This is a genomic window from Streptomyces sp. NPDC059832 (assembly GCF_042731715.1).
GTDB lineage: Bacteria > Actinomycetota > Actinomycetes > Streptomycetales > Streptomycetaceae > Streptomyces.
Window position 1 is genome coordinate 443,465 of sequence record NZ_JBHWIY010000003.1, and the last position, 18,659, is coordinate 462,123.

Here is an 18,659-nt window from a genome sequence, read left to right on the forward strand (position 1 = left end):
ACGGGGGAGTCGCCGGACGGGCATCGCCGACCGAGCAAGCAAGATCTCTGGGAGTTGACAGGCATGAGCGACGCACTGAAGCCGAAGACCGGTGGCGCCACCACTCAGGAGAACCACGCCGGCAGCCCGAGCAGCGGTGACAGCGCCGTCAAGCCGCTGGAGAACCACGCAGGCAGCGTGGCCGAGGACATCACGACCCTGGAGAACCACGCCGGCAGCACGCCGAAGGACCTCCTCAAGACGCAGGAGAACCACGCGGGTTCCGAGAAGGCCTGAACGTCATTCGACGGGGAGGCGGCCGCGGCGGCGCGGAGGGGGAGCCGTCGCGGCCGCTGTACGTCCGGGGGGACGTACAGCCACCACCGGCAGAGGGGCACGAGCCACGGCTCGTGCCCCTCTGCGCGTTCACCGCTACGGCCCCCGGACCAGCACCCCCGCGGCGTCGGACCACCGCTCGGTCTCACGACGCCCGGGTCGCCTGTTGCCGAAAGACAGCTCCGTCCGCTCAGTCCATCCGGAGGCGGTCGGCCAGACCGGCGGCGGTGAAAGCGGCTACCAGTTCGTCACGCCCCTCGGTGAAGTGGGCCCAGCTGTCGTAGTGGACGGGGACCACTCGGCGGGCACCGAGGATCCTGGCGGCCTCGGCCGCCTGTGCGCTGTCCAGGACGATCGGTTCGCCGTCGAAGATCATGGGGAAGCGGGGAGCACCGGCGAAGAGAATCGCGGTCTCCACGGGGGCGAAACGCTCGGCGATCTGCTCGACCAGGGCGAGGGAGGCGTTGTCGCCGCTGACGTAGACGGTGGGCAGACCCTCTCCGGTCAGCACGAAGCCGACGACCTGGCCGAGGATCGTCTCGACCTCCTCGCGCGTCCCGGGCCCATGGAGGGCGGGTACGCCCGTCACGGTGACGGTGCCGCCGCCGGGGCGGTCCAGCTCGATGGACTCCCAGTCGGCCAGCCCCTTGGCGCGGACCCCCAGGCGCTGCCCGCCACCGGGAGTGGTGAGGGTGAGCGGGATGTCGGCCAGCAGGGCCCGGCCGGAGTTGTCGAGGTTGTCGGGGTGCTCGTCGTGGGAGAGCAGGACCACGTCGACGCCGCCGAGGTCGGCGGGGCTGCCGGAGGAGGGCGCGGTCTTGGCCAGGAGCGGGCCGTCGGGTGCCGGGTAGTCGCCGGGGGCATCGAAGGTCGGGTCGGTCAGGAACCGCAGGCCGCCGTACTCGAAGAGGGCGGTCGGGCCGCCGAAGAGGCGGACGGGGAACTGCTCGCTGGTGGGGCCGGTGGCAGACACGAAAGAGATCCTCACGGATAGAGGGTGGCTTATCCGTGAGTCACTCTAAGCACTTCTCACGTATACAGGCAAGCCGTACCATGAGAACCATGAAGGAGACCGTGACCGCCGAACCGCTGCCGCCCGCACCGGGTGCCGAGCAGTACCCCGCCCTCGACCTCGCCAACAGCACCATCGCCCTGCCCGGCGGGCACTGCATCGATCTCCTCGGCACCCCGGGCGCCGCCGAACAGTGGCTCGTCGACCGGGGCCTCGCCCCGGCGGACACCGGAATGATGGAGATGTGCACCACCCTGCTGCGCTCCCTGCGCGAACAGGTGCGCACCCTGCTCGCGGCCCACGCCGCCGGGCTGCCCGCCCCCGCCGGGGCACTGACCGCCGTCAACGACGCGCTCACCCGGGCCCCCGCCGCTTCCCTGCTCCACTGGGATCCCACCCGTGGCCTGTACCGCGAGACGGCCCACCCCATCACCCAGATCGTCGAGCACGCCCTCGCGGTCCTCGCCGCCGACGCCGCCGACCTGCTGACCGGCCCCGACGCCGAACGGCTCACCGCCTGCGGCTCCGCCCCCTGCAACCGCTACCTTCTCCGGCACGGCCGCCGCCACTGGTGTTCCATCCGCTGCGGCGACCGCGCCCGAGCAGCCCGCGCCTACGCCCGGCGCACCCGGCCCACGACGGACTGACCAGCGCTCCGCGGGGTTCTCGTCCTCGCCGGGTCCGGCCGTCGCCCTGAGCCCTCCCCCTGCTACCGCCGCCCCCGCAGCTCCCCCTTCACCACCTTGCCACTGGCGTTGCGCGGAAGCTCGGTCACGAACTCCACCGCCCTGGGGACCTTGTAGTTCGCCATCTCGCGCCTGGACCAGGCGATCAGGTCGTCGGCCGTCACCGTCGCGCCCGGCCTGCGCACCGCGTACGCCTTGCCCACCTCGCCGAGGCGGGGGTCGGGGACGCCGATCACCGCGACATCGGCCACGTCCGGGTGCAGGCCCAGGAGCTGTTCTATCTCGGCCGGGTACGCGTTGAAGCCGCCGACGATGAACATGTCCTTGATCCGGTCGGTGATCCGCAGGTTGCCCGCCTCGTCGAGGACGCCCACGTCGCCGGTGTGCAGCCAGCCGTCCGGGGTGATCGCGGCGGCCGTGGTCTCCGGGTCCTCGAAGTAGCCCTGCATCACGTGGAAGCCGCGGACCAGGACCTCGCCGGGCATGCCGGGGGCGGCCAGGACGCGGATCTCGGTGTCCGGGATCGCCCGGCCGGACGTCGAGGCGATCGTCCCGGCCGGGTCGCCCCGGCGGCACATCGTGACGATGCCGCTCGCCTCGGAGAGGCCGTACGCGGTGAGGACCGTGGCGATGTGGAGTTCCGCGCGCAGGCGCTCCACCAGTTTCAGCGGGACCACCGCCGCGCCCGTCACCACCAGGCGGAGGGCGGAGAGGTCGTGGGCGGAGCGCGCCGGGTGGTCGAGGAGGGACTGGTGGAGGGTGGGCGGGCCGGGCAGGACCGAGATGCGTTCGGCGGCGATGTTGGCCAGAACCGTGTCCACGTCGAAGACCGGTTGCGGGACCATCGTCGCGCCCCGCATCAGGCAGGCGATGATGCCCGCCTTGTAGCCGAAGGTGTGGAAGAACGGGTTCACGATCAGATAGCGGTCGCCCTCGCGCAGATCCGCCAGTTCACTCCAGATCGCGTAGCAGCGCAGGGTCTGGGCGTGGGTGATGACAGCGCCCTTGGGCCGGCCCGTGGTCCCCGAGGTGTAGATGATGTCGGAGGGGGACGCGGGGGCGATGGCGTCGGCGCGGGAGCGTACCGCCGCACCGGACACCCCCTCCCCCGACGCCAGGAAGTCCTTCCAGGCGACGTAGTCGTCGGGGGCGGCGTCCGCCAGCACCACCACCTTTTCCAGGCAGGGGAGTTCGGCCTCCGCCCGGCGCAGCGACGCCACGTACGACGTGCCGAGGAAGGTGCCCGTGACGAAGAGGAGTTTCGCCCGGCTGCGTTGCAGGATGTACGCCGCCTCGGTGCCCTTGAAGCGGGTGTTGAGGGGGACGAGGACCGCACCGGCCGTCACCGCCCCCAGCGCGGAGACGATCCAGTCCAGGGTGTTCGGGGCCCAGACCGCGACCCGGTCCCCCGCTTCGACGCCCGAGGCCATGCACGCGGCGGCGGCCCGCTCCACGCGGTCGCCGAGTTCGGCGTACGAGATCCGGGTACGGCCGTCGACGACCGCCTCCCGGTCCCCGTACCGCCGCGCCGCCGCCCGTACCAGCTCCGGGATGCTGCCCCACTCCTCGTCGCCGCGCATCGTTCGCCCTCCTGACGCAGTAGCTGACTATCCGTCAGATTAGCTGTAGCCTCAGCCGCTGTCAGCAGTCATGACGGCCTGGGAGGTGGCGGTGACGGCACTCAAGGACGCGGCAGCGATAGCCGGCATAGGACAGACGGCCTTCGCGAAACAACTGCCGGAATCCGAGAAGACCTTGGCCTGCCGGGCCATCGTCGCGGCGCTCGACGACGCGGGCATCGACGCGTCGGAGGTGGACGCGTTCGCCTCGTACACGATGGAGGAGACCGACGAGGTCGAGATCGCCAAGGCCATCGGGGCGGGCGATGTCACCTTCTTCAGCAAGGTGGGGTACGGGGGCGGCGGCTCCTGCGCGACGATCGCCCATCTCGCCGCCGCCGTGGCGACGGGGCAGGCGGGCGTCGGGGTCGCCTGGCGGTCACGGAAGCGGGGGTCGGGCCCCCGGCCCTGGAAGAACACCGCCGTGCAGCTGCCCACCCCCGCCCAGTGGACCCGCCCGTACGGACTGCTGCGGCCGGCCGACGAGATCGGGATGCTGGCACGGCGGTACATGCACGAGTACGGGGCGACCCGCGACCACCTCTTCAACGTCGCCCTCGCCTGCCGCAACCGCGCCAACCAGAACCCGGACGCGGTGATGTACGAACGGCCGCTGACCCGCGACATGTATATGACCTCGCGCTGGATCAGCGAGCCGCTCTGCCTCTTCGACAACTGCCTGGAGACGGACGGGGCGCTGGCCTGTGTCATCGTCTCCGCCGAGCGGGCCCGCGACTGCCGGCAGAAGCCCGTGTACATCCACTCCGTCGCCCAGGGGCTGCCCGCCCAGCACCACGGGATGGTCAACTACTGGAACGACGACCCGCTCACCGGCCCGGCCTGGACGGCCGCCCGGCAGCTGTGGAAGCAGGCCGACTTCGGCCCGGACGACGTCGATGTGGCGCAGATCTACGACGCGTTCACCCCGCTCATCCCGCTCTCCCTGGAGGGCTACGGCTTCTGCGGGCGCGGCGAGGGCGCCGCGTTCACCGAGGGCGGGGCGCTGGAGAGCGGCGGGCGGCTGCCCATCAACACCGGGGGCGGCGGGCTCAGCGAGGGGTACGTGCACGGCTTCAACCTGATCAACGAGGGCGTCAAGCAGTTGCGCGGCATCTCCACCGCCCAGGTCCCGGACGCCGGGACGTGCCTGGTCACCGCCGGTGAGGGCGTTCCCACATCCGCCGTACTGCTGAGGAGCTGAGGGAGTTGACCGGGATGGATGCTCTGCTGCTGCCCGTCGTGGACGAGGACGGCGCCCCCTTCTGGGAGTACGCGGCCCGCGGTGAACTCCGCGTCCAGGCGTGCGCCGCCCCGGAGTGCGGACGGCTCCGCTTCCCGCCCCGGCCGTGCTGCCCGCACTGCCGGTCCTTCGAGAGCGAGTGGCGGCCGATGAGCGGACGCGGCCGCATCTGGTCCTACGTGCTGCCGCATCCGCCGCTGCTGCCCGCGTACGCCGCGCAGGCCCCGTACAACGCCGTCGTGGTCGAGCTGGCGGACGCCCCGCAGATCCGGCTGGTCGGGAATGTGGTGAGCGGTCCGGACGCCCCGCTGGACTCGGTGGATCCCGCGCGGCTGCGGATCGGTGCGCCGGTGCGGGCGGTGTTCTGCCCGGCCGGTCCCGGGGCGACCCTGGTGCGCTGGCTGCTGGAGAGGTGAGGGGCGATGGCGCTGCGCACGGAGACGGACAAGGAGACCGGGGTCGCGCTCGTCACCCTCGACCGGCCCGGGAAGCACAACGCGATCGACCTGGCCACGGCCGCCGAACTGGCCGCCGCCTGGCGGGCTTTCCGCTTCGACGACGGGGTGCGTGCCGTGGTCCTCACCGGTGCGGGCGGCCGGGCCTTCTGCACGGGGATCGACCGCGGCGCGGACGTGCCGCAGCCCTCGTCCCCGTACACGATCGACGATCCGCTGCTCACGATCGGGCCGAAGGCGAACGACCTGTGGAAGCCGGTGATCGCGGCCGTGGAGGGGATGGCCTGCGGCGGGGCGTTCTATCTGCTGGGCGAGGCGGAGTTCGTGATCGCGTCCGAGGAGGCGACGTTCTTCGACCCGCACACGACGTACGGCATGGTCAGCGCGTACGAGGCGATCTCCATGGCGCAGCGGATGCCGTTCGGCGAGGTGGCCCGGATGTCGCTGATGGGGACGGCCGAACGGATCTCCGCCCGCCGCGCGTACGAGACCGGTCTGGTCAGCGAGGTGACGGCGCCCGGCGGCACGGTGGACGCGGCGCTGCGGGCGGCGGGCGTGATCGCCTCGTACCCGACGGAGGCGGTGCAGGGGACGGTACGGGCGGTGTGGTCCGCGCGGGAGGCGGCCAGGGCGCAGGCCATGGCCCACGCCCCGCACCTCATCGCGCTCGGGAATCTGCCACCGGAGCGGCAGGCCGGACTGTTCCGGGGGCGGGGCGGCAGCGAATTCCGGACGCGCTGACGGGTCGCATGACGGGCCGGCCTGCGGGTCAGTAGGTCAGTTCGGCCTCGGCCCGGCAATTCTTCACCTTGGAAACCTTGCGCGGGTCGTCCATCCGTACGGAGACGGTCTCGGTCTCGCCGCCCACGACGTCCACGGTGGCGTAGCCGATGTCGATGGCGTTGCCGCGTGCGTTGAGGAAGGCCACCTCGACCTTGTAGGTGTGGGAGCCGGTGGCGTTGGCGGTGAGCCTGACGGTGGAGGTGGTGACGGCCTTGCGCTTGCCCTTGCGGGGCTGGGCGCAGCGGAAGACGTACGCCTCGGGCTCATCGGACGCCGTGGCGTTCGGGGTCTGCGTCGCGTAGTCCGTACCGCCGGAGGAGCTGCTCGACGAGTCGTCATCGTCGTCGTAGTCGCTGCTGTGGTAGCTGCCGTTGCTCTTCTCGGAGTTGGAGCAGCCACCGCCGCTGCTGCTGTCCGAACCGCCGCTCCTGCTCTTGCCGCTGCGACCGCCGTGGCTGGAGGTCGAGAATCCGGTGAGGGCGAGTACCACCACGACCAGTACCGCGGAAAGCTTTATGTGCTGCCGCATCATCGATGCAGCCCCCCTTGTGTTGTTGTCCGTTTCTGCAGTTGTCGAACGACCGTGCGTCACGCTAGCGCAAGGTGGCGAGGGCCCGGGGCCGGGCGTAGCGTCGAGCCCGAGAGCGGTGCAGAGCTGTGACGCCGGTCCGCGCACGCGCAGGAGGCCGATGATGATCCGCAACGTCCTGGGCTCGGTGCTCGCTCTCGCCGGAGCGGCGTCCGCCGTGCTGAGCCCCTTCCGTGACTGGTACGACGGTCGCCTCGGGCGTCACTACCGGATCGACGAACTGTTCACCGGCATCACGGACAGCCGGCCCGGACCGCTGGGTTCGACCCTGGTCGCGTTCCTCTTCGCCGCCGTGCTGACAGTGGTGGGCGTGGTGCTGCGGTCGCGGCTGCTGGTGGCGGCCTCGGGTGTGGTGGTGCTGGGGTTCACCGTGCTGTGGATGGTGCGCCAGGGGGAGTCGGAGGGCAGTCTGACGGTCGCGGGCGACGGTTCCGGGCTGAGGTGGGGCGTGGCCGAGGCGGCGGCGGGCGGGGTGCTGCTGCTGTTGGGGGCGGTGGTGATGTCCGGGCGGCACGGTGCCGGGCGCCGGCCTGCCCGCGGGGCACGTAAGCAGCCGTACGCGGCGCCCGGCTCGGAGAACCCGGACACCTGGCCGCCGACTCAGGAGCCGGGACCGTCCGTGCAGACGAGCACGCTGCCGGAGCCCGAACCTGAGCTGTACACGGGCCCGGATCCGGCGGACCGGCGCGCCCCCGCTCCGGCTCCGGAGGACCGGGACACGGCCCCGTATCCCGTCGTGCCGGACGAGGGCCCGGACGCGGACGGGCGCCCGCGCCGCTGAGGCCCGCCGGGCCCGATGCGGCCTACGCCCTGGCCCGGTTGCCCGTGCCCGTTCCCTTCAGCGCGTCCAGCGCGTACACGCAGCGGTCCTTGCTGCACGCGTACACGACACCGCCCTGCGCCACCGGCGAACCGGTGATCTCGCCGCCCGTCGCCAGCTTCCAGCGGAGCTGGCCGCCCGCCGCGTCCAGGGTGTACAGGACATGGTCGGCGGAGCCGAAGTGCACCCGGCCGTCGGCGACCACCGGGGCGCCCACCACCTCGCCGCCCGCCGCGAACCGCCACTTCGGGGTGCCGGTGACCGCGTCGAGCGTGTAGAGCGCGCTACCGCTGCCGACGTGGACGTTTCCGGCCGTCACCAGGACCGGTTCGATCGACTGGCGGGCCTCCGTGGCGATGCGCCAGCGGTCCTTGCCGGTCGAGGCGTCGATCGCGTACACCGTGCCGAGGTAGTCGGCGAGGTACACGCCGCCGCCGGTGACGGCGGGGCCGGGCGCGAACGCGGGCGGGGAGAGGAAGACGGCGGGCGACTCGAAGTGCCAGCGCACGTGCCCGGACGCGTTGTCCACGGCCAGGACCCGGGCCCCCGCGCTGACGTAGACGAAGCCGTCCGGCGCCGCGGTCACCCGGACCGGCACACCGCCGCAGGAGGCCGCGTCGCCGATGGGGTACGACCAGCGCTCGATGCCGGTGCGGGCGTCGACGGCGCGCAGCCGGGCGTTCTGCCAGAGGTAGACCGTGCCGTCGTGGATCGCGGGTCCGGCCTCCGCCGTCTCGAAGTCGGTCTGTACGCCGGCGCTCTCCCACAGCTTCTCGCCCGTGGACGCCTCCCAGGCCTGGACGCCGCCGCCGCGGGTACCGGTGACGACGGTGCCTCGGTCGGCCTTGAGGGAGTAGACCCAGGCATCCGTCTGGAGCCGCCACCGCTCGGCACCGCTCGTCGCGTCCAGGGCATACAGCGACGGCCCGTCGGAGGCGTGGATACGGCCGCCCTCGACGGCCATCACCCAGGCCACGTCCCGGGTCTTGAACTGGCGCCGCCCGTTGCCTACGTCCAGGGCGTGCACCTCGAACGACGTGACGTAGAGGAGGTCCCCGGCGACGACGGGCGTCCCCCACACGTCGTTGGACATCCGGAACCGCCAGGGCCGCCAGCGGTCCGGGCCGGGCGGCGGGGGCTCCGGCGGATGCGCCGGTCCGGGCACGGGGGCGGGGGCGGCCTGGGCGGAGCCGGTCACCCCGACGGGCGGGCGCACCCAGCCGGTCGCGGGACCGGCGTCCGTGGTGGCCGTGGCGGCGGCCCGTACGTCCTGGGCCCGCGGGCCGGGGCCGATCGGCACCTTCGCACCGGGCAGCCGCACCGGACCGCCCGCGTCGGGCGGTCCGGCGGCGGCCGAGGAGCGCAGATCGGCGCCGCTGCGCCAGGCGGGGTCCCGGTCGGCGCCCGGCGGCTGCTGGGGCGGCGGCGGCACCGGGGCGGGGGCGGCGGTCTTCCGTCCGCCGCGGCGCAGCTCGATCATCGCGGTGGCGGAGGTCGGCAGCCACGCCGAGGCCGTACCGCTGTCGTCGCCGCCGGAGGCGAAGAGGTGCGGGGCGAGCTGGGCCTGGAGGTCGGCGGGGGTGGGCCGCAGCCCGGCGTCCATCTGCATGCAGGACTCGATCAGCGGCCGCAGCTCGCCGGGCAGGCCCTCCAGGTCGGGGCCCTCGCGCAGCAGCATGAAGACCGTCTCGACGGGGTTGGCACCGTGGAACGGGGCGTGGCCGGTGGCGGCGAAGACCAGCGTGGAGCCGAGCGAGAAGACATCGCTGGCACCGGTGACGCTGCGCGAGTCCCGGGCCTGTTCGGGCGACATGTACGCGGGCGTGCCCACGGCGACGTTCGTCATGGTCAGCCGGGTGTTGGAGACCCCGGACGCGATCCCGAAGTCGATCACCCGCGGCCCGTCCTCGACGACGAGCACGTTCGACGGCTTCATGTCGCGGTGGACGAGCCCCGCGCCGTGGATCGACTGCAGCGCCTCGGCGATCCCGGCGGCCAGCCAGCGCACCGCCTGGACCGGCATGGGCCCGCACTCACTCACTATCTCTTCCAGCGAGGGGGCCGGCACATAGGCGGTGGCCAGCCACGGCACGGCGGCGCGCGGGTCGGCGTCCACCACCGCGGCCGTGTAGAAACCGCTGACGGCGCGGGCGGCCTCCACCTCGCGCGTGAAGCGGACCCGGAACAGCTGGTCCTCGGCGAGCTCCGTACGGACCGTCTTGATCGCCACGCGTCGGCCCGAAGCCGAGCGGGCGAGATAGACCAGCCCCATGCCACCGGCACCGAGCCGTCCCAGCACCTCGAACGGGCCGATCCGCCTCGGGTCGTGCTGCGTCAGCTGCTCCACCACTTGCCTGCCACCTCCCCGTACGGGCCTCAGGAACAGAAGCCCGCGAAAACCCGCCCTGTACGGCGTCTCACCACTGGGCACCACCCGGCGGTGCGCACCCCCGATTCTTCCTGGCTGAGGCCCTGGTTGCGAACCCGGGGGCGGATCGGGGTGTCACAGCTCACTCTGCCGCCTTCTCGGACACAGGGGGCTGAAGTACGGCGAAAACGGCGCCCTGATCGTCCTGGAGGACCGCCATCCGCCCGTACGGGATGTCGAACGGCGGCTCGGAGATACGGCCGCCGAGGCGTACGGCGTTGCCGGCGGCGCTGTTGCAGTCCTCGACGGCGAAGTAGCTGAGGAAGTAGCTGGGCATCTCCGCCGGGAACGCGTCGGTGATGACGCTGCGGCCGCCGACCGCGGTGTCCGGTCCGGGCTCGGTGCCCGCCGGGGACCACATGCGGAAGCCGGGACCGGACCCGGCCGCGCCCGGTTCGTCTCCGCCCGGTCCGTCTCCGCCCGGTTCGCCCTCGCCCGGTTCGCCCGTACCGGAGTCGTCGCGTTCGGGGCCCGGGGAGAGATCCGTGCCCTGGAAGCCGAAGACCTGCTCGTAGAAATCGTCCACCCGGTCCTTCTGGCGGGTGTAGACCTCGGTCCAGCAGAAGGAGCCGGGTTCGTTCTGCTTCTGGAAGCCCTCGCGGTCACCGGCCTGCCAGAGCCCGAAGACCGCTCCGCCGGGGTCGGCCGCCTGGGCGAACACCCCGGCCCGGCCGGCCCGGACGGGCTCGGTGATCACCTGGCCGCCCGCCTCCCTGATCCGGGCGACGGACGCCACGATGTCGTCGGTGGCGAAGTAGATCCCCCAGGCGGTGGGCATCCGGCCGTCCTGCTTGGCGGCGAGCGCGGCGACGAGCTTCCCACCGCTGAAGGCGTCCGCGTACGGCCCCTCACCGGCCCGGAAGGTCCAGCCGAACAGCTCGCCGTAGAAGCGCTTGCCCGCTTCCAGGTCGGGCAGCTGCACATCCACCCAGCACGGCGCGGATCGCGCGAATGCGGCCATGGGCCCGGGTCCTTCCGTGATCCCGCGTCGCTCGCGGTACGTGGCAGTGACGCTCGTCACAGCAAACGTAACCGGGGGTCGCCCGCATCGCGCTCCGACCGTTCGCATCGAACTGATTTTCGACAGAACCTCGACGCAAGAGTTTCATGCTCACGGCATCACGGAAAGTTATCCACGGAAGTTATCCACAGGCTGTTGATAAGACTTATCGCTCCGTGGTGCGCATACGTCGAAATCCGGCCACTCCCCCCACCGCGTCTGCGGTGATCCCCATTTGCAGTCGGCCGAATCGCGCTCCGATCACCCCTCGGTAAGCTGACGGCATGACAGGACAAGTGCGCACCGTCGACGGCCGCGTGGCCGGTCGACGCGGACAGGCGACGCGGCAGAAGCTGCTCGACTGCCTCAGCGAGATGCTCAGCTCCTCGCCGTACCGGGACGTCAAAGTCATCGACGTCGCCCGGAAGGCGGGGACTTCACCCGCGACCTTCTACCAATACTTCCCCGACGTCGAGGGCGCCGTCCTCGAAATCGCCGAGGAGATGGCCAAGGAGGGTGCCGGGTTGACCGAGTTGGTCGCCGGCCGCTCCTGGGTCGGCAAGGCCGGCTGGCAGACGGCCGAAGAACTCGTCGAGGGATTCCTCGACTTCTGGCGGCACCACGACGCGATCCTGCGCGTGGTCGACCTCGGTGCGGCCGAGGGCGACAAGCGGTTCTACAAGATCCGCATGAAGATCCTGAACTCGGTCACCAACTCCCTCACCGATTCGGTGAAGGAGCTCCAGGCCAAGGGCAAGGTCGACAAGGAGGTCAGCGCCGCGGCGATGGCGGGCTCCCTGGTCGCGATGCTTGCCGCCGTCGCCTCGCACCAGAAGGGCTTCACGACCTGGGGCGTGAAGCAGGCCGAACTCAAGCCGAATCTCGCCCTGTTGGTGCATCTGGGCATCACCGGCAAGAAGCCGACGAGGTAGCACCGGCGCCGACGGCCCCTTCCCCACCGGGTATCGCGCGGCCGTCCCGGGCACTCCAGGTCCTGTCACACCGACGGCGGGCCACGCATGTGGTCCGCCGTCGGTGCACCCGGACCGCGTTCAGGAGCCGTCCCGTCCGCGCAGCCTGAAGAGCCGGATCTCCCGGTCGATCCGCGCCTGGTAAGTCGCGTACGGCGGCCAGAACTTCAGCGCCGCCCGCCACACCGCTTCACGTTCGGCACCCTCCAGCAGCGTGGCGTGCACCGCAATGTCCCGGCCCCGCCAGTTGACGACCGCCTTGTCCGGACCGGCGAGCAGATTCGCGGTCCAGGCCGGGTGCCCCGTACGGCCGAAGTTGCTGCCGACCAGAATCCAGCTCTGCTCCGCCCCCTCCTCCGGCATGCAGGCCAGCGGAGTGGTTCTGAGCTGCCCGCTCCTCGCCCCCGGCACCGTCAGGATCAGCCCCGGCAGCATCCGGGCGCTGAGCAGCACCTTGCCGCGCGTGAGCCGGTGCACCGTACGGTCCATGGCGGGGACGACATGCGGGGCGACCCTCGCGAACGCGCGGGTGGCGGAGACCTTCTGCATCAGCCGGACGCCGGGCGCCATCAGACCGCCACCTGTTCGGCCGGTCCCGGCGCTCCCGGCAGCTGCGCTCCCGACGGCGACGGCGCGAACAGCCCGGCCCGCTGCGCCGCATGGTCGCGGAGCCGGTGGACGGGGCCGAAGAGCAGTTCGTCGGCCGCGGCCCGCTTGAAGTACAGATGCGCCTCGTGTTCCCAGGTGAAGCCGAGTCCGCCGTGCAGCTGGACGGCCTCGGCGGTGGTGACCCGGAGCGCCTCCAGGGCCTGCGCGAGGGCGAGCCCCCCGGCGGCGGCCGGGTCCCAGGCCGCGTAGTACGCCGCGGAGCGGGCCGCCTGCACCTGTACGTACAGATCCGCGAGGCGGTGCTTCACGGCCTGGAAGGAGCCGATCGCCCGGCCGAACTGCTCGCGCGCCTTGACGTATTCGACCGTCCGCTCCAGCGCGCCCGCCGCCGCCCCCACCGCCTCCGCGGCGAGCAGCGCGGCAACCGGGTGGCCGGCCGAGGCGAGTGCGCCGGTGACGTCCGCGGTGTCGTCCGCGCCGAGGAGTTCGGCCTCGGTGTCGCGGAGTTCGATCCGGGCCAGCGGGCGGGTCTCGTCGAGCGAGGTGCGGCGGGTACGGACGACTCCGGCCGCCGTCTCCGGGCGGACCAGGAAGAGGAGCGTACGGCTGCGCGGGAAGCCTCCGGCGTGGGCCGCGACCAGAAGGAGTCCGGCGCTGTGCCCGTCGAGGACCCGGTCGGCCTCCCCGTACAACCGCCAGCCCTCCGCACCGGCGACCTGTCTGGCCTGCATGCCGCCCGCCCGGCCGCCGCCCGCCCAGGCGCCGTCGGTGGGGTCGCCGATGAGGCCGAGGGCGGTGGCGAGCGAGCCGCCGGGGACGGCCAGGGTCACGGTCGGCTCACCGGCCGCGATGCGCGGCAGCAGGGCGGCGCGCTGGGCGTCGGTGCCGAGTGCGGCGATCAGGGGCGCGGCGAGCGCGGCGGTGGCGATCAGGGGCGAGGGCAGCAGGGCGCGGCCGGCCTCCTCGCAGGCGACGGCGAGCTCGGTGAGGCCGCAGCCGACGCCTCCGTACTCCTGCGGGAGGGCGAGTCCGGGCAGCCCGAGGTCCTGGGCGAGCCGTCGCCACAGGTCCGCGTCGTACCCGTCGGCGGCGCCCACGGCGTTCCGGACGTCGTCGGGTGCGCAGCGTGCGGCCAGCAGTTCGCGCAAGGTGCGGCGGATCTCGTCCTGTTCCGCGGTGAAGGCGGCATCCATCGTCGGACTCCTTCCCCTCAGGGGCCTCCGGCCCCTGATCTGACGGTGCGTCATGTTAGGGGCGAATCCCCGAGATGCCCAGAGTCGCGCACGGGAGGGGCGATGGGGGGCAGAGGATCCCCGGCCCGGGGCCGGAGGGATTCGGAGGATCCCCGTTCCACCGGACGGTCCCCCCATCACTGATCTGATGTACCGTCAGATTCATGCCTTCTTCCCACCGCAAGGTCGCTGTCGTCGGCATATCCCTCGCCGACTGCGGACGCGTCGACACGGCCACGCCGTACGCCCTGCACGCCCAGGCCGCCCGCCGGGCGCTGGCCGATTCGGGGCTGGACCGGTCCGTCGTCGACGGTTTCGCCTCCGCCGGACTCGGCACGCTCGCCCCGGTCGAGGTCGCCGAGTACCTGGGCCTGAAACCCACCTGGGTGGACTCCACCGCGGTCGGCGGCTCGACCTGGGAGGTGATGGCGGCCCATGCGGCGGACGCCATCGCGGCGGGCCACGCCAATGCCGTACTGCTGGTGTACGGGTCGACGGCGCGTGCGGACATCAAGGCGGGCCGCCGGACCTCCAACCTCTCCTTCGGCGCGCGCGGCCCGCTCCAGTTCGAGGTGCCGTACGGGCACTCGCTGATCGCCAAGTACGCGATGGCCGCCCGCCGTCACATGCACGAGTACGGGACGACCCTGGAGCAGCTCGCGGAGGTCGCGGTCCAGGCGCGGGCGAACGCGGCGGCCAACCCGGACGCGATGTTCCGGGACCCGGTCACGGTGGACGACGTGCTGTCGGGGCCGATGATCGCGGACCCGTTCACCAAACTGCACTGCTGCATCCGCAGCGACGGCGGCTGCGCGGTGCTGCTGGCCGCCGAGGAGTACGTGCCGGACACGGCCAGGGCGCCGGTGTGGATCCTCGGCACGGGTGAGCACGTCTCGCACTCCACCATGTCCGAGTGGGACGACTTCACGGTCTCCCCCGCGGCGGTCTCGGGCCGGCTGGCGTTCGAACGGGCGGGGGTGCGGCCCGCGGACATCGATCTCGCCGAAATCTACGACGCGTTCACCTATATGACGCTGGTGACGCTGGAGGACCTGGGGTTCTGCGCGAAGGGCGAGGGCGGCGCGTTCGTGGAGAAGGGTCGAACCGGGCTGACGGGCGAGCTGCCGGTGAACACCGACGGGGGCGGCCTGTCCGCCTGCCATCCCGGGATGCGCGGGCTGTTCCTGCTGGTGGAGGCGGTACGCCAACTGCGCGGCGAGGCGGGCGAACGCCAGGTGCGCAGGGCCGGCGGCCGGCTCCCCGAACTGGCGGTGGCATCGGGGACGGGCGGCTGGTTCTGCTCGTCGGCCACGGTGGTGCTGGGGCGGGGGTGAGGGGCGGGGCTCCCGCAGCGGTACGGGGCGGGGCCCGCCCCGTACCCGGCCATGCGCTGCAATGGGGGCATGACCGACGCACACCAGAGCTTCCTGGACCTGCTCCACGCCCAGCGCGTCTGGGACGTGGAGCTGCCCGGCTTCGACCCGGCCACCGCGCCCCCGGCCCCGCTCCCCCTCTTCCACCGCTGGTTCGCCGAGGCGGTGGCCGCCGGGCAGGCGGAGCCGCACACGATGTCGCTGGCCACCACGGACACCGAGGGGCACCCCGACGTGCGGACGCTGATGCTGCACGACGCGGACGAGCGCGGCTGGCACTTCGCCACCCACCGCACCAGCGCGAAGGGCCGCCAGCTCGCCGCCCGGCCGTACGCGGCGCTGGGCTTCTACTGGCCGGCGCAGGGCCGGCAGGTACGGGTGCGGGGGCCGGTCACCGCCTGCGCGCCCGCCGAGAGCCGGGCCGATCTGCACGCCCGCTCGACCGGGGCGCTCGCATCGGCGCTGACCGGGTCGCAGAGCGAGGTGCTGGGCTCGCGGGAGGAACTGACCCGCACCGCCGACGCCGCCTGGGAGCGGGCGCGGGCCGAGCCGGACGCGGAGGTCGCGAGCTGGACCCGGTACGTGGTCGAGGCACGCGAGGTCGAGTTCTTCCAGGGCGACGCGGCGCGCCGGCACGTACGGCTGCGCTACCGCGGGCAGGGCACGGCCTGGACCCGGGAACTGCTCTGGCCCTGAGGCCTGTCCCCGCCCCGCCCGTGCCCGCGCGGCCCCGGCCGTACGGGCACGGTCCGGCGGCCCGTCAGTCGAGGGAGATCGCCTGTACCGGGCAGACGCGGACGGCCTCCTTCACCGTGGCGCCGTCGAGAGCCGCTTCGTAGCCGGGCAGCAGCTCGCTGAACCCGTCGTCGTCCTGGGTGAACACCTTCGGCGCGGTGAGCGCGCACTGGCCGGCGCCGATGCACCGGTCCCTGTCGATACTGATCTGCATCCCAGCAGAACCTTCCGGTCGCATTTCGATCACCATGTTCCGATCACCATGTTCCGACACCGCGTTTCGACACCGCGTTTCGATCACGGTGTTTCGATCACCAGGTTTCCGATCACCAGGTCACGGGCAGTTCGAGCAGGCCCTGGATGGTGTCACCCGGTTTGAACGGGATTTCCTCGGCGGGTACCGCCAGCCGCAGATCGGGAAGGCGGTCGAAAAGCGCGGGCAGCGCGATCTCCAGCTCGGCCCGTGCCAGATTCTGACCCAGGCACTGGTGAACTCCGAACCCGAAAGCGACGTGATTGCGCGCGTTCCGGCCGAGGTCCAGCTCGTCCGGTGACTGATACACGGTCTCGTCCCGGTTGATCACTGCCGTGGTCAGGATGACGCCGTCCCCCGCACGGATGGTCACCCCGCCCACTTCGATGTCCTGAACGGCCACCCGCGAAATCCCGTCGGCTATCGACAGGAACCGGAGCAGTTCCTCGACCGCGGAAGGCATCAGGCTGTCGGATTCGCGCATCCGGGCCAGCTGGTCGGGATGCTGGAGCAGCGTGAACGTACCGAGCGAGATCATGTTCGCGGTCGTCTCGTGCCCGGCGATGAGCAGGATCTGGGCCAGCCGCACCAGCTCGTCGTGGTCCACGGCCCCGGTCTCCAGCTGCTGGACGATGAGCTCGTCGAGCAGCCCTTCGCCGGGGGTGGCCCGCTTCTTCTCGATCAGCACACGGAAGTACTCGTCGAGCGCTTCCCGAGCCGATTCGACGTCCGAGGACGCCGGGCCGCGGAGCAGCTTGCGCGACTGTGCCTGGAAGAACTCGTGGTCGTCGTAGGGCACCCCGAGCAGCGCGCAGATGACCATGGAGGGCACGGGCAGGGCGAAGGCCTCGACCAGATCGGTCGGCGGGCCCTGCTCGACCATCGTGTCGAGCAGCCGGTCCACGGTCTCCTGGATCTGCGGCCGGAGCGCGGCCGTCCGCCTGACCGTGAAGCTCGGGATCAGCATCCGGCGCTGGACGTTGTGCTCCGGATCGTCGACGCCGAGCAGTTCGACGCGCCGCAGGGTGGTCCCGGCCAGCCGCTCGGCGAAGAAAGGAAACGCGGGGTTCTCCCGGTTGGACGACAGCCTCTGGTCCACCAGGAGCGAACGTGCCTCGGCGTGCCCGGTCACCAGCCACACCGTACGGCCGTCGAAGAGCCGAGCGGGGGACACCGGCTGCTGCCCCCGGTGCTCACTGCGATATCCCGTCGGCGGGTTATAAGGACAGGTGCGGTTCTGCGGAAAGGAGACAGTCTCGGCGTCTGCCATGGCGGACCTCGCAAAGAGATGGGGGAGTCCTACCGATCTCCGACCACTAGATGCCTCAGGCACCTAATGGGTCTAGGTGTTGTTCGGCCAAATGTCCTCGGAGAGACTCCATTCTCCGTCCGTCGGGCCGAGCGGGCATTTCGAGACACCCATTCGCCTGGCACATACCGAGCCACCGCACGGAATCTCCGCCCCGCCGCGCCCCCGCGCCTCCCCCGCGCATCTCCCCGCATCTCTTATCTCCGCTTTCCATACGAAAGGGGCAAGATGGAAGGCACTAGGGCGACTGGAGGCGACGATGAGCCGAACCCGTTCCCGAACCCGTTCCCGTTACGCCCCGGACAGCGGGTTGACCACACGCATGGTCGGCACCATGTTCCTGATCGGCCTGTTGTACGTGGTCCTGGTCGGCGTACTGCTCGCCGTGCTGCGCGGCGCCTGGCCGATCATTCTGATTCTCGTCGGTGGCATGTTCATCGCGCAGTTCTGGTTCAGCGACCGCATCGCGGCGTTCAGCATGGGAGCCCGTGAAGTCACCCCGGAGGAGGCGCCGGAGCTGCACGGCGCCGTCGACCGGATTTGCGCTCTTGCCGATATGCAGAAACCGCGCGTGGCCATCGCCCAGAGCGACGTGCCGAACGCCTTCGCGACCGGCCGCAGCGAGAAGACCGCTCTCGTCTGCGCCACCACCGGGCTCCTGCGCAGACTGGAACCCGCGGAGCTGGAGGGTGTGCTCGCGCACGAGATGTCGCATGTCGCGCACCGCGATGTCGCCGTCATGACGATCGCCTCGTTCCTCGGCGTGCTCGCCGGCATCATCACCCGGGTCGCCCTGTGGGGCGGGCTCTCCCGCAACAGCCGGAGCAATGACCCCATCGGCATCGCGATCATGCTGATCCCGCTGGTCAGCGCGGTCGTGTACGCCCTGAGCTTCCTGCTGACCCGGCTGCTCTCCCGCTACCGCGAGCTCTCCGCCGACCGCACCGCCGCGCTGCTCACCGGCCGCCCCTCCGCGCTCGCCTCCGCCCTCACCAAGGTGAGCGGCCAGATGGCCCGCATCCCGACCGAGGACCTGCGCAAGGCGGAGCCGTACAACGCCTTCTACTTCGTCCCCGCGTTCTCCTCCAAGGAGAGCCTGAGCCGGCTGCTCTCCTCCCACCCGACCCTCGAACAGCGCCTCGACCAGCTGGCCCGTATCTCCGCCGACCTCGCCCGTCCGTGAGGAACGCCCGAGGCGACACCCGAAGCGGCACCCGAAGGAACACCCGG

At 71.7% G+C, this 18,659-nt stretch carries 19 protein-coding genes; 10 read left to right on the forward strand and 9 right to left on the reverse strand.

Going from position 1 to position 18,659, the window contains the following annotated elements:
• Positions 1-63 precede the first annotated feature (63 nt).
• Complete coding sequence (locus ACFV8T_RS07255) at positions 64-276, forward strand: hypothetical protein (RefSeq protein ID WP_385325383.1); 213 nt, start codon at positions 64-66, stop codon at positions 274-276.
• Positions 277-505: 229 nt separating this feature from the next.
• Here ACFV8T_RS07255 and ACFV8T_RS07260 read toward each other — a convergent pair whose 3' ends face one another.
• Positions 506-1,288 carry an MBL fold metallo-hydrolase gene (locus ACFV8T_RS07260; protein ID WP_385325385.1) on the reverse strand — a complete coding sequence of 261 codons (783 nt, stop codon included), beginning with the start codon at positions 1,286-1,288 and terminating at the stop codon, positions 506-508.
• A gap of 80 nt (positions 1,289-1,368) precedes the next feature.
• On the opposite strand from ACFV8T_RS07260, the gene ACFV8T_RS07265 reads away from it, so the two are divergent.
• Positions 1,369-1,974 (forward strand): ABATE domain-containing protein, encoded by a 606-nt coding sequence (locus tag ACFV8T_RS07265; RefSeq protein WP_385325387.1) that lies wholly within the window; start codon positions 1,369-1,371, stop codon positions 1,972-1,974.
• 62 nt (positions 1,975-2,036) lie between these two features.
• Here the strand turns inward: ACFV8T_RS07265 and ACFV8T_RS07270 are convergent, their stop codons facing one another.
• Positions 2,037-3,593: a FadD3 family acyl-CoA ligase gene (locus ACFV8T_RS07270; protein WP_385325389.1), complete on the reverse strand. Its 1,557-nt coding sequence runs from the start codon at positions 3,591-3,593 to the stop codon at positions 2,037-2,039.
• A 91-nt stretch (positions 3,594-3,684) separates the two neighbouring features.
• On the opposite strand from ACFV8T_RS07270, the gene ACFV8T_RS07275 reads away from it, so the two are divergent.
• The 3 genes from ACFV8T_RS07275 to ACFV8T_RS07285 are packed head-to-tail and all read left to right on the forward strand — an operon-like array spanning position 3,685 to position 6,068.
• Positions 3,685-4,833, forward strand: coding sequence for a lipid-transfer protein (locus ACFV8T_RS07275; RefSeq protein ID WP_266425508.1), 1,149 nt, complete (start codon positions 3,685-3,687; stop codon positions 4,831-4,833).
• Positions 4,834-4,847: 14 nt separating this feature from the next.
• A complete protein-coding gene (locus ACFV8T_RS07280; protein WP_385325390.1) occupies positions 4,848-5,288 on the forward strand; it encodes a Zn-ribbon domain-containing OB-fold protein in 441 nt (146 codons plus the stop codon).
• Positions 5,289-5,294: 6 nt separating this feature from the next.
• Complete coding sequence (locus tag ACFV8T_RS07285; protein ID WP_385325392.1) at positions 5,295-6,068, forward strand: enoyl-CoA hydratase/isomerase family protein; 774 nt, start codon at positions 5,295-5,297, stop codon at positions 6,066-6,068.
• Between the two features lie 28 nt (positions 6,069-6,096).
• Here the strand turns inward: ACFV8T_RS07285 and ACFV8T_RS07290 are convergent, their stop codons facing one another.
• Positions 6,097-6,642, reverse strand: coding sequence for a hypothetical protein (locus tag ACFV8T_RS07290; RefSeq protein WP_385325393.1), 546 nt, complete (start codon positions 6,640-6,642; stop codon positions 6,097-6,099).
• A gap of 160 nt (positions 6,643-6,802) precedes the next feature.
• Here ACFV8T_RS07290 and ACFV8T_RS07295 point away from each other — a divergent pair, with 160 nt between their 5' ends.
• Positions 6,803-7,480: a hypothetical protein gene (locus tag ACFV8T_RS07295; RefSeq protein ID WP_385325566.1), complete on the forward strand. Its 678-nt coding sequence runs from the start codon at positions 6,803-6,805 to the stop codon at positions 7,478-7,480.
• A 22-nt stretch (positions 7,481-7,502) separates the two neighbouring features.
• Here the strand turns inward: ACFV8T_RS07295 and ACFV8T_RS07300 are convergent, their stop codons facing one another.
• Positions 7,503-9,869 carry a PQQ-binding-like beta-propeller repeat protein gene (locus ACFV8T_RS07300; RefSeq protein ID WP_385325395.1) on the reverse strand — a complete coding sequence of 789 codons (2,367 nt, stop codon included), beginning with the start codon at positions 9,867-9,869 and terminating at the stop codon, positions 7,503-7,505.
• Between the two features lie 160 nt (positions 9,870-10,029).
• On the reverse strand, positions 10,030-10,908 hold the full coding sequence (locus ACFV8T_RS07305; RefSeq protein WP_385325397.1) for a VOC family protein: 879 nt from the start codon (positions 10,906-10,908) through the stop codon (positions 10,030-10,032).
• Positions 10,909-11,231: 323 nt separating this feature from the next.
• Between ACFV8T_RS07305 and ACFV8T_RS07310 the strand changes: the two genes are divergently transcribed.
• The gene (locus ACFV8T_RS07310; protein WP_124717053.1) at positions 11,232-11,879 is read left to right on the forward strand and encodes a TetR family transcriptional regulator; all 648 of its coding nucleotides are present in this window, start codon (positions 11,232-11,234) and stop codon (positions 11,877-11,879) included.
• Positions 11,880-11,999: 120 nt separating this feature from the next.
• Here ACFV8T_RS07310 and ACFV8T_RS07315 read toward each other — a convergent pair whose 3' ends face one another.
• Together ACFV8T_RS07315 and ACFV8T_RS07320 are read right to left on the reverse strand one after the other, a co-directional pair.
• Positions 12,000-12,488, reverse strand: coding sequence for a nitroreductase family deazaflavin-dependent oxidoreductase (locus ACFV8T_RS07315; protein ID WP_385325399.1), 489 nt, complete (start codon positions 12,486-12,488; stop codon positions 12,000-12,002).
• Complete coding sequence (locus tag ACFV8T_RS07320; protein ID WP_385325401.1) at positions 12,488-13,720, reverse strand: acyl-CoA dehydrogenase family protein; 1,233 nt, start codon at positions 13,718-13,720, stop codon at positions 12,488-12,490. Before ACFV8T_RS07320 ends, ACFV8T_RS07315 begins: the two co-directional genes overlap by 1 nt.
• Before the next feature lie 203 nt (positions 13,721-13,923).
• Here ACFV8T_RS07320 and ACFV8T_RS07325 point away from each other — a divergent pair, with 203 nt between their 5' ends.
• Together ACFV8T_RS07325 and ACFV8T_RS07330 are read left to right on the forward strand one after the other, a co-directional pair.
• Positions 13,924-15,093 (forward strand): acetyl-CoA acetyltransferase, encoded by a 1,170-nt coding sequence (locus ACFV8T_RS07325; RefSeq protein WP_266415724.1) that lies wholly within the window; start codon positions 13,924-13,926, stop codon positions 15,091-15,093.
• A 69-nt stretch (positions 15,094-15,162) separates the two neighbouring features.
• On the forward strand, positions 15,163-15,828 hold the full coding sequence (locus ACFV8T_RS07330; RefSeq protein WP_385325403.1) for a pyridoxal 5'-phosphate synthase: 666 nt from the start codon (positions 15,163-15,165) through the stop codon (positions 15,826-15,828).
• A 64-nt stretch (positions 15,829-15,892) separates the two neighbouring features.
• Here ACFV8T_RS07330 and ACFV8T_RS07335 read toward each other — a convergent pair whose 3' ends face one another.
• Both ACFV8T_RS07335 and ACFV8T_RS07340 read right to left on the reverse strand, forming a co-directional pair.
• Entirely contained in the window at positions 15,893-16,081 is a 189-nt protein-coding gene (locus ACFV8T_RS07335) for a ferredoxin (RefSeq protein ID WP_385325404.1), read from the reverse strand.
• 112 nt (positions 16,082-16,193) lie between these two features.
• On the reverse strand, positions 16,194-17,390 hold the full coding sequence (locus tag ACFV8T_RS07340; protein ID WP_385325406.1) for a cytochrome P450: 1,197 nt from the start codon (positions 17,388-17,390) through the stop codon (positions 16,194-16,196).
• 298 nt (positions 17,391-17,688) lie between these two features.
• Here ACFV8T_RS07340 and htpX point away from each other — a divergent pair, with 298 nt between their 5' ends.
• Positions 17,689-18,612 carry a zinc metalloprotease HtpX gene (gene htpX, locus ACFV8T_RS07345; protein WP_385325408.1) on the forward strand — a complete coding sequence of 308 codons (924 nt, stop codon included), beginning with the start codon at positions 17,689-17,691 and terminating at the stop codon, positions 18,610-18,612.
• The last annotated feature ends 47 nt before the right edge of the window (positions 18,613-18,659 follow it).

Excerpts from the sequence above, each read along its gene's own strand:
- ACFV8T_RS07255 (WP_385325383.1), top strand. The coding sequence starts at position 64 with ATGAGCGACGCACTGAAGCCGAAGACCGGTGGCGCCACCACTCAGGAG.
- ACFV8T_RS07265 (WP_385325387.1), top strand. The coding sequence starts at position 1,369 with ATGAGAACCATGAAGGAGACCGTGACCGCCGAACCGCTGCCGCCCGCA.
- ACFV8T_RS07270 (WP_385325389.1), bottom strand. The coding sequence starts at position 3,593 with ATGCGCGGCGACGAGGAGTGGGGCAGCATCCCGGAGCTGGTACGGGCG.
- ACFV8T_RS07280 (WP_385325390.1), top strand. The coding sequence starts at position 4,848 with ATGGATGCTCTGCTGCTGCCCGTCGTGGACGAGGACGGCGCCCCCTTC.
- ACFV8T_RS07285 (WP_385325392.1), top strand. The coding sequence starts at position 5,295 with ATGGCGCTGCGCACGGAGACGGACAAGGAGACCGGGGTCGCGCTCGTC.
- ACFV8T_RS07290 (WP_385325393.1), bottom strand. The coding sequence starts at position 6,642 with ATGATGCGGCAGCACATAAAGCTTTCCGCGGTACTGGTCGTGGTGGTA.
- ACFV8T_RS07295 (WP_385325566.1), top strand. The coding sequence starts at position 6,803 with ATGATCCGCAACGTCCTGGGCTCGGTGCTCGCTCTCGCCGGAGCGGCG.
- ACFV8T_RS07305 (WP_385325397.1), bottom strand. The coding sequence starts at position 10,908 with ATGGCCGCATTCGCGCGATCCGCGCCGTGCTGGGTGGATGTGCAGCTG.
- ACFV8T_RS07310 (WP_124717053.1), top strand. The coding sequence starts at position 11,232 with ATGACAGGACAAGTGCGCACCGTCGACGGCCGCGTGGCCGGTCGACGC.
- ACFV8T_RS07315 (WP_385325399.1), bottom strand. The coding sequence starts at position 12,488 with ATGGCGCCCGGCGTCCGGCTGATGCAGAAGGTCTCCGCCACCCGCGCG.
- ACFV8T_RS07320 (WP_385325401.1), bottom strand. The coding sequence starts at position 13,720 with ATGGATGCCGCCTTCACCGCGGAACAGGACGAGATCCGCCGCACCTTG.
- ACFV8T_RS07325 (WP_266415724.1), top strand. The coding sequence starts at position 13,924 with ATGCCTTCTTCCCACCGCAAGGTCGCTGTCGTCGGCATATCCCTCGCC.
- ACFV8T_RS07330 (WP_385325403.1), top strand. The coding sequence starts at position 15,163 with ATGACCGACGCACACCAGAGCTTCCTGGACCTGCTCCACGCCCAGCGC.
- ACFV8T_RS07335 (WP_385325404.1), bottom strand. The coding sequence starts at position 16,081 with ATGCAGATCAGTATCGACAGGGACCGGTGCATCGGCGCCGGCCAGTGC.
- ACFV8T_RS07340 (WP_385325406.1), bottom strand. The coding sequence starts at position 17,390 with ATGGCAGACGCCGAGACTGTCTCCTTTCCGCAGAACCGCACCTGTCCT.
- htpX (WP_385325408.1), top strand. The coding sequence starts at position 17,689 with ATGAGCCGAACCCGTTCCCGAACCCGTTCCCGTTACGCCCCGGACAGC.